The organism is Trichocoleus sp. FACHB-40 (genome assembly GCF_014695915.1).
Taxonomy (GTDB): Bacteria; Cyanobacteriota; Cyanobacteriia; order Cyanobacteriales; family FACHB-T130; genus Funiculus; species Funiculus sociatus.
This window is the reverse complement of record NZ_JACJPF010000037.1, coordinates 36,457-49,412: the sequence shown is the minus strand read 5'-3', so window position 1 is coordinate 49,412 and position 12,956 is coordinate 36,457. Positions and strand designations below refer to the sequence as shown.

General features: G+C 49.9%; 4 protein-coding genes and 1 pseudogene. 4 read left to right on the top strand and 1 reads right to left on the bottom strand.

Annotation, left to right across the window (positions count from 1 at the left end):
* Window positions 1-66 precede the first annotated feature (66 nt).
* Both H6F63_RS05935 and H6F63_RS05930 read left to right on the top strand, forming a co-directional pair.
* Window positions 67-225 (top strand): hypothetical protein, encoded by a 159-nt coding sequence (locus H6F63_RS05935; protein ID WP_190635692.1) that lies wholly within the window; start codon window positions 67-69, stop codon window positions 223-225.
* Between the two features lie 492 nt (window positions 226-717).
* Entirely contained in the window at window positions 718-4,506 is a 3,789-nt protein-coding gene (locus tag H6F63_RS05930; RefSeq protein WP_190635690.1) for a plasmid replication protein, CyRepA1 family, read from the top strand.
* Between the two features lie 174 nt (window positions 4,507-4,680).
* On the opposite strand, the pseudogene H6F63_RS05925 reads toward H6F63_RS05930, so the two are convergent.
* Window positions 4,681-5,078, bottom strand: a pseudogene (locus tag H6F63_RS05925) (pyridoxal-phosphate dependent enzyme); the annotation flags it as partial.
* A gap of 449 nt (window positions 5,079-5,527) precedes the next feature.
* Here H6F63_RS05925 and H6F63_RS05920 point away from each other — a divergent pair.
* The gene (locus H6F63_RS05920; protein ID WP_190635688.1) at window positions 5,528-11,068 is read left to right on the top strand and encodes a filamentous hemagglutinin N-terminal domain-containing protein; all 5,541 of its coding nucleotides are present in this window, start codon (window positions 5,528-5,530) and stop codon (window positions 11,066-11,068) included.
* Window positions 11,058-12,899: a ShlB/FhaC/HecB family hemolysin secretion/activation protein gene (locus tag H6F63_RS05915; protein WP_190635686.1), complete on the top strand. Its 1,842-nt coding sequence runs from the start codon at window positions 11,058-11,060 to the stop codon at window positions 12,897-12,899. Before H6F63_RS05920 ends, H6F63_RS05915 begins: the two co-directional genes overlap by 11 nt.
* Window positions 12,900-12,956: the final 57 nt, after the last annotated feature.

Sequence of the window (12,956 nt, the reverse complement as noted above, 5' to 3'; positions counted from 1 at the left end):
TGAATCCGGGCTGGCATAATTAGGAAAAGAAAAAACAGCGCCGCGTCGCGAAAAAAACCACCGCTGATGGCAAGGCACAAAAACCACCAAAAATCAGCCGATGGCAAGGCTAAACAGCAGCAGATGACGACTTGGGGAAACCCAAGAAGCCAGCTAACCCTTGACGCGGCACTTAGCACATTGACTAGCAATGTGCTGGAAGACGCCCTAACCCAAACGCATTAGGCGATCGCCTAGTTGCCCTAAAGTAAAAACACACCTATTTAGAGGATTGCTTATGAGGCTGCGAAAAAAGCAGCCATAGTCAAAACCCTAAAACAACAACACCCCCACTCAAACGAGTAGGGGTATCGTGCAGACCTGTTGGTCTGTGGTCATCTTAATAAACGGAGCAAAGTCGCTCAGACAGTCCAATTAGGGAACGCTCTTTATCTTGGCGGATACTCGTTCTCTATCGCACTGGCTGGAACGCGGTTTTAGTGGTCTTCGATGCCTTGTAGCTATAAATTGGCATTCGTAGCTACAGATTGGCTTTGGCTAATTACTATCTAGCTTATCTCGAAATCCAAAGCCAGCGCAACACGCACGCGCCACCACAAACCGCACGACTTTGACTCCTACAAACCATACCCTGTAAGGAGTTTAGCTTGTGCCACTACAAATATTGGAGTTATTAAAGCGCGTGTGCCGCTGTCAACCTCACTTAGAGGTGGCAGCATGAGTCAATTCAAACTCTTTAAGCGCGGTAGCTGCCCCATCTGTAACGGTCTTCGGAAAGACTGCCGTGAGAACGCCCACACCCAGATCGTCCACTGTCGAGCTGATGTTGTTTCAGCGCCCCTTTACCGCTTCATCAAGCAAGACACCTGGGGCTTCAATATGTGGGCTGTTGACCGGGGACAAGATTCTTGGAACGAGCAAGAGTGGGAAACCCACCGTCGTCAGATAGCAGCCGAACGAGAGCAACGACTGCAAGAAGAAGCCAAACACTTTGCTTCTCTGCTTAATGTTGAAGAGCGAGATCGCCAAATCCGCAAGCTTCACCAACAGATGGGGCTTTCTACAAAACATCGGCAGAAATTAAGCCAACGAGGGCTAACAGATGCCCAAATTGACGCGGGGTTTTTCTTCAGCATTGCACCTTGGCAAGAAATCAGCGGCATCAATGCGAGACTCGCCGGGGTAGATTTGTGGGGTAAAAAGCTGTTAATTCCTGCTTCTGGCATTGGATGCCCCGTAAGGGATGAATTAGGGCGTTTAATCGGCTTCCAGACCCGCTTTGATGATGCCACTGATAGCAAGTACAAGTGGCCCACCAGCCGCACAGCCAAGCGTCCAAACGGTGCCACTTCTCACCTGCCAAACGGAGAGTTACCCATCAGCTGTTGCCGTCCCGCCACGACGGGCGAGATGGGCAGAAGTTACCTCACCACCCCATCCCCCAGCTCAACTAAAAGCATCGGGTTAGCAGAAGGCTTCCTCAAATCCTATATTGCCGCCCAAAAGCTCAATTCTGTAGTCATCGGTGCTGCTGGGGGGAACTTTACCGCTAGCCGTCAACAACTCAAGACATATCTGGAGGCGCTATCGGCTGAACTCAGCACTCACACAGTTAACTTGTACCCAGATGCGGGAGCCGTTGCCAACCCCTCTGTGATGCGGCAATATCAGCTGACGATTGAGTTAGTGCAGGGGTGGGGGTACGAAGTCCAAGTAGCTTGGTGGGGTCAGCTGACCAAAGAATCCCCTGACATTGACGAGCTAGAAGGCCTGGAAGCGATCGCTATCATTACCCCAGAGGAATTTTTAGCTAAAAGCCAATACCAGAGACAATTCAGCATCAATCTTCCATTGGAAAACGCTCCAGAGAGCGAACCCGACTCTGAAGAATACGCCGCCTATGTGCAGCGGGAAGCGGCAGAGGAAGCCCTAGAAGCCGCACAAGCAGCCCAACGGGAAAAGCTTCAGAAGGAGCAGTACGAGCAGCGCCTAGCAGCCGTACAAGCCCAACTGAGCGCTCTATCTTATCCACCGACGCTTTCCCTCAACCAGCGTTACTTAGGGAAAGACATTTGGAACAAGTTACCCAACCTCAAAGGTTCTATCTGTGGCATTAAGAGTCCCAAAAACACTGGGAAAACTTGGGCATTAATTGCCCTTGTAGAAGCCGCCAAGAGAAGAGAACAGAAAGTCTTGTTGATTTACCATCGGCGGATTTTAGGGCGCGAGGGCTGCCTGAAAGTCGGTGCGGACTACATTGACGACATCGGTGTAACTGGCAATTATGCGCTGTCTATTGAACTCTTGGGACATAATCCCACCTTGGGGCTTTGCTTTGACTCCCTGTGGAAATTAGATCCCTCTGACTGGGAAGGAGCAACTCTAATTCTCGATGAAGTCGAGCAATCCTTAAATCACCTGATGATGTCTACTACCTGTGAAGAGAAGCGGGGACTACTTCAACTAAAGTTTGCCAAAATCATCGAAACCGTACTTTCCACCGGAGGACAAATCATCGCCTTAGATGCCGATTTAACCGATTTGTCCCTCAACTACATCAAAGCCTTTGCTCCGGATACTACACCAGTGCATTTAGTTTTGAATACTGTACTCGCTCCATCTTGGAAGGTACAATTTTCCACCAATGCCATGAAATCAGGCATCGAAGCCACAATCATTCACTCTGTATCCGCAGGTAAGAAAATCGCTATAGCGGTAGATTCCCAAAAAGAAGCGGAAGCATTAGAGCGCGACATTCTCAATTCTTACCCGAACGTGAAAGTGCTGCGGATTGACCGCAAGACATCAGAACAGGAATTAATCAAGGATTTTGTCAAGCGTCCTAACGAGGGCTTGCAGGCGCTTGAACCACAGGTCTTAATCTACACTCCCACAATGGGAACTGGTGTCAGCATCGACATTCCCTATTTTGATGTAGTGGTGGGAATGTTCTTCGGACGCATTACCGACACTGAAGCACGGCAGATGCTGGGACGAGTGCGAGCGCCAGTCCAGCGGCTGGTATGGTGTAAGAAGTTTGCCTCTGACTCTGGCGTGAGTACATCGCTACTTCCCGATGTAGTTAAGCGTACCTGCCACCAGTTCCACAAAAGCACCTCTCGGATAGTCGATTTGGCAGCTGCACTAATTGAAGCTGAGGTTGACGCTGTTGAATTGTTTGAAACAGCGGCAGCACTCCTGAAAGGGAATAACTTTAATTGCTCTCATTTTGATATGTGGGCATCTTTGCAAGCGCGGCGTAATGGCTCTTTGACGAATCTTCAAGAGAGGTTAATCGCAGGACTAAAAGCCGAAGGGCATGATGTTGAAGTGGTTAATATCGGTCAATCAAAGGAAACGGCTCATACCATCAAAGGGATTAAGGAGGAATTAGAGTGGGAAGAGGCGACAGCACTCGCCACTGCCAAGGAGATTCCCTTAGAGGAAGCCAAGCGAATTCTTAAGACTGACCGCTCTACTGAGGAGCAACGCTTTCAGGCTCGTAAAGCTGTCTTGAAAGACAGATTACCAGGAATTGAGCTGACACCGGAGTTTGTTTACAAGGCAGCGATCGCCGAACATGGTCAATGGCTGCGTCAAATCAAGCTCTACTGGAGTTGTCTCAATCCCGATAAAGTGGCTCTGTTGGACAAAAAGACTTGGTTTTATCATTTAGCGAAGATTCTGCCTTTCCTGCCAGACATCCGTACTTACAGCTTTCAAGTGAAGGTATTGCGAGATTTGGGACTTTTAGACTTAATCGAAACTGGGGAGGTGTTGTCAAATTCTCATCCCCAGGTGCAACAGATCGCACAAAAGGCATTTAAAGACAGACGCCGAATCAAAACTGCCCTCAACCTGACAATCAAGCTGAGAAAGCCGGGAGACGCCAAGAGCAAAGGGCAGACCCCTATGCAAATCGTCAGCCGCTTGCTAGAAAAGCTTGGGGTGGAACTTGAGCAATTGGGGTACGATCACAAGCAGGAAGAATGGCTTTATGGGATTAACGAGGAATTTTGGCACGACAGCGACCGCAATGGGGTGTTACGGGCGCTGGATGAGAAATACGCAGACTTAACGGCTCAAGTGCCTGCTGCGTCTAATGTTCGGGCGGAGGAGCCAAAACAGCGCGATCGCTCGGCGCTTTATATAAATAATATGGAACGAGGCGATCTACCACAAAGCTATATAGAGCAAGCAGTCCAGACCTCAGACAATGCAGTTTTTGTTTCGATGAGAGCGGTTGAGGAATTTGACCAATTTGAGCCAGAAGACGGATATTACATCTCGATTAAAACCTGTGTTCAATTGCTTCAGGATGCTGTTGAGAAAGGCATTGATGCCATCAAATCCCTACTTAAGCCCTGGCGCTCACAGAGACGGTGGGGAGCTGTGCTATTGCTGGAAAGGCTTTCAGAGGAAGCTTTTAGGCGGTTAGAGCAGATGTCTCCGGATTTCTATAACTGGCTCGATGAGTCCTTTTTGCCGCTAGAAGGGGCAGGATAGCGATCTACGGAACGGAGTAACCCACTCCAATAAGGAAGCAGTTGCACGCCTATCTGAGTGCGTCGGCGAGCGTAGCAGAGTTTTTGTCAGAGCAAGAGCCGAAAGTTGACAACAACATAATTCCTGATGCTGACATCTGTTATTCCCCTCAAACAACTGTTGGCTGAATTGTTTGAGCGACACGTTACCGCCGCTGATAATCACCCCATTCTGGCTCCTGGTACAGCGACTACTCCTTGTAGCAGGGCTGCTGCTGCCGCCAGCGCACCCGTGGGTTCGACAACAATCTTCAGGCGCTCCCACAAGAAAAACATGGTGCGAAGAATTGCTTCTTCAGATACAGTCACCATGTTATCGACATAATGCAAAACCAGTGGGAAGGTAATCTGACCCAAGCAAAGCGTGCGAGCGCCGTCGGCAATGGTGTCAAGATTGTGAATTTTATGCAGCACCTTGGTTTGAAAGGAACGAGTTGCATCATCAGCTCGTTCGGGTTCTACCCCAATGACTCGGCAGCTAGGTGACAAGGTTTTGGCAGCAATGGCAGAACCGGAAAGCAAACCCCCACCGCCCCACCGCCCCAGCAGACTAAGAGTAAGTCGGAGATGGAAAAGTTGTTTTGCTTCAGCGAGCGTGAATTTCAAGTATTGTTAGTGTCATTAGTTTTTCGCCACTTGGTTGAGGCAATTTCCGAAACCCTTGATGGTCAGCATTCTAAAATTCGGATTTTCGTATGGCGAAAACTTCGTGGCACTAGCAAGTATTCAGTTCCGAGACTTTCAATTCAACACGCTCTAAATCCTTACGCAAATGTGCAATCCCTAAAAAATAGCTGATTGACTAGCCCAACAAGCTGCTTTTGAAACTGCGAGCGCAGACTTACGTAATTCTACTGTAGCCATTCGACGGTGGTAGCAGACTCCCGTAATTGTACTGTAGCTACCTGACGGTTTGGTGCCTGTTAATTCTAATTAGTAAGTGACTGTGTTTGACTACACTACTACTGACGAGAGGGGGCGCAATGTTTCAGATAACTCAATCCTGGCAGCTTTGGTGCTGGAAATTAGGGCTATTGAGTTCGTTAGCTGTGGGTGGGGCGCTCGCCTCTTCTGGAAATAGCGCCTTGGCTCAAATTACCTCCGATGGCACCCTTGGCGCTGAAAGTTCCGTGGTTAAACCGCTCAATCCGCAAGTTGACCGGATTGATGGTGGTGCCATTCGAGGCGCTAACCTCTTCCACAGTTTTCAGGAATTCAATATCGGTGAAGGACGAGGTGCTTATTTCACCAATCCAGCTGGGATTGAGAATATTCTGAGCCGGGTAACGGGAGCAAACCCTTCCCACCTGTTCGGGACGCTGGGTGTCTTGGGCAATGCCAACCTGTTTTTTCTCAACCCCAACGGGATCATTTTTGGACCCAATGCCAAACTGGATATCAGTGGTTCATTTGTAGCAAGTACAGCTAGCAGCCTGACCCTTCCTGATGGGACGAAGTTCAGTGCTACTAATCCGGGAACACCACCCCTGTTGACTATCAATGTTCCTGTGCCGATTGGATTGCAATTCGAGATGGAGCAGCCAGGAGCGATTGTCAATGCTGGGAACCTAGCGGTGGGAGTGGAACAAAACTTAACTCTAGTGGGGGGTACGGTTGCCAGTACTGGTCAACTGTCAGCACCAAGCGGCGCGGTTGCTGTGGTTGCTGTACCGGGGGCCAAGGTAGACAGTGGTATGCCTGTGGTGCAACTGGGGCAAGTCGGGCAGCTACTGAGTTTGGAGATGCAACCGCGGGCACTGGGCGGCAGCCAACCTTCGACACCAGTTTTATCTTTACCGCAATTGCTGGCTAACGGGGGGGATGAAACGGGTCTGACGGTCAACGGCAACGGACAAGTAGAGCTAGGGTCTGGTCTGCCGGTGAGCGCCGGTGATGCGGTGGTGCGTCAGCTGACAGCTCAGACGGCGACGCTGTCAGCTGCTCACAATTTGACGCTAGCGGAGAGCCAACTGTACACAACAGGAAATTTAAATCTGCTGGCACAGAATACCGTGCGGGTGCGAGATAGTGCGGTGAGTCCTTTTATTGCTTCAGCTGGGGGTCAGTTGCTGGTGCAGGGTAATCAAGGGGTTGATATTTTTGCTCTGAATCACCCTGACAGCGGTTTATTCTCTAATGGGAACATGGTGTTGCGAAGTGCCAACACCGTGGGAGGTGATGCCCGCTACACGACGGGCGGCAGTTTTCGGATAGAAAAGCTGGATGGAACTCTAGGAAAATTGTTCAGCCCCCATGACCCCATTATTCGAGCTAATGGGGATGTATATATCCAAGCCTACGAGGGAGCTTCTTTGCACATTTGGGCTACGGGTAAGGTAGAAATTCCTGACTATGTCTGGATTCAAAGCCCAGATCCAACCAACGGTGTGGTAGAGACAGTTACCTTATCTAATGGCACCTCTGTATCAATTAATGGAAAGAGCGAACCTACTCTTGATATTCGTGCAGGACTGACCCCTGCTGGGCTTAGTACCCCAACTGTAATCACTGCTGGTGGCACTTTCTATCCGCCCGCAACTATTACTACTCCTCCATCCAGTGCAGATATCAGCATCGGCACAATTTTCATTGCCGATGCCTCTGGCAATCCCTTGCCGGGAAGAGTCTTGTTAACGAATAAGTACCAACCCAACTCATTAAATGGAAACATTCAAGTTACAGACACTCAGGGACTGGGAGCAATTTTGATGGGTGGGGTTGCAGGGAATCGCTCAGTCGCTATCGACTCTCGCGGCAGTTTTACACTCGACGGCACGGTTAATGCTTCTGCAACCTCTATTTTTGGCAGTAATGGTGGCGATGTCACTCTGCTGGCCAAGGGCAACATCACGCTCACCTCTGGCTCTTCTATCCTCTCCCAGGGCTTATTGGGGGGTAATATCACCCTCAACAGCAATGCGGCAATCTTGCTAGCCAATAACTCCATCGTCAGCTCCAGCTATACCTCTGGATCGGGCACGGGTGGTGACATTAATATCAACGCTAGATCGATTTCTTTAACTGATGGCGCTCAATTAGGTGTTCTTACTTTTGGTACGGGACAGGGAGGAAATTTGACCGTGACTGCTGAGTCTGTGGAAGTCGTTGGTACCTCAGCAGGGGGAACTTCTAGTAGCTTGTTTGCCCAAACTAGAGGTTCTGGAGCTTCTGGAAACTTGAAGATTGTTGCTGGAAGGTTAACTGTCCAGGATGGAGCAATAGTACAAACTGGAACTTTCAGCGAGGGTCAAGTGGGGAAATTGGAAGTAACGGCTTCCCATTCCGTAGAGGTGGTTGGCACCTCAGCCAATGGTCAGTCTAGTAGTTTAGTTGCTCAAGTAGATGCAAAAGCTACAGGGTCTGGAGGAGATTTGACCCTTGACACTCCACGATTGAGCATCAGAGACGGGGCGCAAGTATCGGCTGCTACATTTGGTGCCGGGAGTGCAGGAAACTTGACAGTGAATGCTACCGACTCGGTGGAGGTGGTTGGCACCTCAGCCAATGGGCAGCCTAGTAGTTTAGTTGCTCAAGTAGAGCTAGGGGCCACAGGAAATGCAGGCAACCTGACTATTGAAACTGAGCGGTTGAGTGTCAGAGACGGGGCGCAAGTATCGGCTTCTACGTTTGGTTCAGGAAATGCAGGAAATTTAGCAGTGAATGCTACCGACTCGGTGGAGGTGGTTGGCACCTCAGCCAATGGGCAGTTTAACAGTAGGTTGTTTGCTCAAGTCAATCAAGTAGCTACGGGATCTGCGGGAGACTTAACTATTGAAACTGGACGATTGATCATTCAAGATGGAGCCTTGGTAGGAGCTAGAACTCTTGGCAGAGGACAGGGAGGCAATGTAACTGTAGCTGCCTCTAATTCTGTAGAAATGTCTGGCACCTCAGCCGATGGTCAGTTTACTAGTGCTTTGATTACTCAGACTGAAGGTATTGGAGATGCTGGAAACTTGGCGATTTCTACGGGGAACTTGATTGTCTGGGATGGAGCACAGATATTAGCTTCTACTTTTGGTTTAGGAAATGCTGGGAACTTAACTGTTGAGGCCAACAAAGTGGAGTTGATTGGCATCTCAACCCATGATCCGACTTCCAGTGGCTTATTTGTTAATGTCGGACAAGCCTCTGAAGGAATTGGAGGAAATATAACCATTAAAACTGGGCAGTTGAGCATCAGAAATGGTGCACGAGTATCAGCCTCTACGTTTGGTGCCGGGGACGCAGGGGATGTAACAGTTAGTGCCTCTGACTTTTTAGAAGTGCTTGGCACTTCAGCTGACGGTCAAATTCCCAGCCTGTTGGTTAGTCAGACTCTAGGGAACGGAGATACTGGAAATTTAACCATTGAAACTCCACAGTTGAGCATCAGAGATGGGGCGCGAGTTGCAGCTCTTACTTTTGATGATGGGGATGCAGGAAATGTGACCGTTCGGGCTTCCGAGGTGGAAGTGACTGGGACTTCATCTGATAATAAGTTTCGCAGCAACTTGTTAACTCAAGTTAACCCAGGAGCTAAGGGAGCTGGGGGAATTTTGACTGTTGAAACTGGGCGATTGCTAGTTGAAAATGGGGCACAGGTAGGATCTGGAACTTTTGGTGAAGGGAATGGGGGAAGGTTGGCAGTGAAGGCTTCTGAGTCCGTGGAGGTGCGCGGCGAAGCACCAGATGGTCTTCAGAGCGGCTTATTTACAGATACTACTGGTTCGGGAACCGCTGGAGATTTGACGATTGAAACTAGGCAATTGAGTGTCCGAGATGGAGCGGCGGTGTCAACTTCTACTCGTGGTTCAGGGAATGCTGGAAATCTATCCATTCGGGCTTCTGAAGTGGAAGTGCTGGGAACCACAGATGATAGTCTTCAGCCTAGTGTCTTGACTGCTGATGTCAAACCCGAAGGTACAGGCAATGGGGGAAACTTGACAATTGAAACTGCACGATTGACTCTCCGGGATGGAGCACAGGTAGCAGCGGGTACTCGTGGTGAAGGAGATGGAGGAAACTTAATTGTTACCGCCTCCGAGTCTGTGAAGCTGATTGGCACCTCAGCTAATGGTCAAACTAACAGTGGCTTGTTTACTCAGACTGAAGGTGCTGGAAATGCTGGAGACTTGACGATTGCCACCAAGCAGTTGATTGTGCAAGATGGGGCACAGATATCAGCTTCTACTTTGGGTCAGGGTCGAGGGGGAAGTTTGGCAGTGAATGCTTCTGACTCAGTAGAACTGATTGGAAGATCAGCAGATGGTCAGTTTGCTAGTAGCTTATCGGCTCAGGCTCAAGATGCTGGGGATGCTGGAAACTTGACGATTGCCACGAAGCGCTTGATTGTTCAGGATGGGGCAGAAGCATCAGCTTCTACTGCTGGCAAGGGTCGAGGAGGAAGTTTGACAGCGAATGCTTCAGAGTCTGTAGAACTAATTGGCACCTCAGCTGATAGTCGGTTTCGCAGCGGCTTGTCTGCTAGCACTATAGGGGCTGGAAATGCTGGGAACTTAAGCATTGCTACAGGAAAGTTAATTGTCCGAGATGGAGCATCCGCAACAGTTTCTACTGTAGGCACTGGTCAGGGGGGAAAATTGGAAGTGACAGCCCCTGAGTCTGTAGAACTGATTGGAAGATCAGCAGATGGTCAGTTTTTTAGTGGCTTGTTTTCTCGGACTTTAGGTTCTGCAAATGCCGGAAACTTGAAGATTGCTACTGGGCAGCTAATTGTTCGGAATGGGGCTCAAGTAACTGTGAGTGGCACAAGCTCAGGGGACGCAGGCAACATAGAAGTCGCCGCTCGCTCAATTTTTCTGGATAATCAAGGAGCCATTACTGCTGAAACTGCCTCCGGTGAGGGCGGGAATATTATGCTACAAGTGCAGGACTTACTGCTGCTGCGCTATAACAGTTTGATATCCACGACCGCAGGCACAGCACAGGCTGGTGGAAATGGCGGCAACATCACTATCAACGCCCCATTCATTGTCGGCGTACGTAAAGAAAACAGCGACATCACGGCCAATGCTTTTACAGGCAATGGGGGTAGAGTCGAAATCACGACCCAAGGCATCTTTGGGCTAAAGTTCCGTCCACGCCTAACCCCTTTGAGTGACATCACCGCCAGTTCTGACTTTGGAGTAGATGGCGTAGTGGAAATCAACACGCCTGGTATTGACCCTAGTCGCGGTTTAGCCAACTTGCCAGGAGAACCACGCAGCGTGAACATTGCCTCTGGCTGTCAAGCGAGTGGGGGGCAGGCATCTGTTGAATTTTTCAATATCGGACGCGGTGGCTCGCCGCCTAGGCCAGATGAGCCACTCAGTAGTGACACGGTTGTAGCCGATTGGATTAATCTCTATTCTGAGATAGAAAACGGCTCTGACCCAGCTACTACCATAAATCCATCCCACTCCCCGCCCCGTTCGGCTGAGGAAACTCAAGTCGGGGCGAGCAGTGCCAATGGTGAAGCGGTTCGCACTGCTCAAGCGCCCACTGCCAAGACTCGCCTGCTCCCACCTTGCCATGTCCACTAGGCGTTCCCAGAGGCACCGCCTTTTTCAGTACTGGCTGCGCTTGAATTTAGTGGTTTTGACCAGCAGCTTGAGAGCGGGTTCTTTGAGTGCACAAACTCTCGACCTTGCTCAAGCTCCTAACCGTGCGACTCCAATTCCTCCTGCACTGTCGGCTCCGCCGCCACAGGATTTGAGACAACCCTCTCCCTCGCCTACCCCTGTTCCCCAAACACCTTCTCTGCCACCCCCACCACCAGAAGAGCTACTGCCGTCTCCTACCTCACCTTCAACCGCTCCAGAGAGACCTCCCAATACGATAGACACCATTACCGTTACAAAGTTTGAGTTCGCTGGCAATAGCGTCTTCACCTCTGAAGAATTAGCTGAACGAGTCACCGCTGGCTTAATCAACAAGCCCCTTTCGTTGTCTAGATTGCTCCAAATTGCTTCTGATGTAGCCAATCTTTACAAAGAGCGCGGGTACAGCACTTCTGGTGCCAAAGTTTTTATCCCGCTCAAAACGCAGCGCAACCGAACAGGAATAGTTGAAATTCAGGTTATTGAAGGAGAATTAGAAGAGATTAAAGTGATACCAGTCGGCTCCCAGCGACTGAACCCAAACTATGTGCGCTCGCGCTTGGCTGTCGCAGGTTTAAAACCGTTGAATGTTGACCGTCTACAGGAAGGCCTACAACTACTAAGGCTCAACCCTCTCATTGAACAATTGTCTGCCCAGCTATCCGACGGGTCGGCTCCTGGAAAGAGTGTACTGGAAGTCCAGGTGAAGGAGGCGAACTCCTTCAGTACCCCACTCAGTACCAATAATGGTCGCTCCCCTAGTGCTGGGAGTTTCCAACGCCGAGTTGGTCTGAACGAAGCCAATTTATTGGGGCTGGGAGATGGCTTAAGCTTGGGCTACACCAATACTGATGGCAGCAACGGCTGGGATGCCAGTTACACTTTACCCCTTAATCCCCGCAATGGCACTCTCAGTTTTAGCTACAGTACCACATCGAGCAGTGTCATTGAGCCTCCTTTTAACCGACTTGATATTAATGCCAATTCGCGCACCTACGAAGTGACCCTGCGCCAGCCGATAATCCAAACCATTAAGCAGCAGACCTTTCAGGAATTTGCCCTCGGTTTGACAGCATCTAGAAGGGAAAGTGAAAACTCACTCTTAGGCATTCCCTTCCCCCTCTCACCAGGAGCTGATGACCAGGGACGCACCCGCATCTCAGCGTTGCGGTTTTCTCAGGAATGGACGCAACAAAACTCCAAAGAAGTCATAGCTGTCCGCTCCCAATTTAGTCTCGGACTCGATGCATTTGGCTCCACTATCAATGAACCTATTCCCGGGGTTGAGGCGATTCCCGATAGCCGTTTTTTTTCCTGGCAGGGACAGGCGCAATGGGTACGCCTCCTAGCTCCGGAAACTTTGCTGTTGGTTCGTGCTAATGCTCAACTGGCAGATCGGGCACTTGTACCTTCAGAGCAGTTTGCTATAGGCGGCTTTGGCAGTCTACGGGGTTATCGTCAGGATACCCTACTGACCGACAACGGTATTTTCGCCTCTACAGAAGTCCAGTTGCCTATCCTATATGCCTTTAGTGGACAAGGTGTCTTACAGCTAATTCCGTTTGTAGATTACGGTATCGCTTGGAACAGCTCAGGAGCAGAAGCTCCAAATCCCAACACTTTGGCTGCTGTCGGTCTTGGTTTGCAGTGGCGACAGGGCAACCGTTTTACAGCTCGTCTTGACTGGGGCATTCCTTTAGTCTCCGTAAAATCTAGAGAAAGAACATGGCAAGAAAACGGTTTGTATTTCTCCGTGCAGTACAACCCCTTCTGAAGTTGGCAAACTTAAGGATGCATGGTCGTACTCTCCTGAATCGAGTACACCATCGTG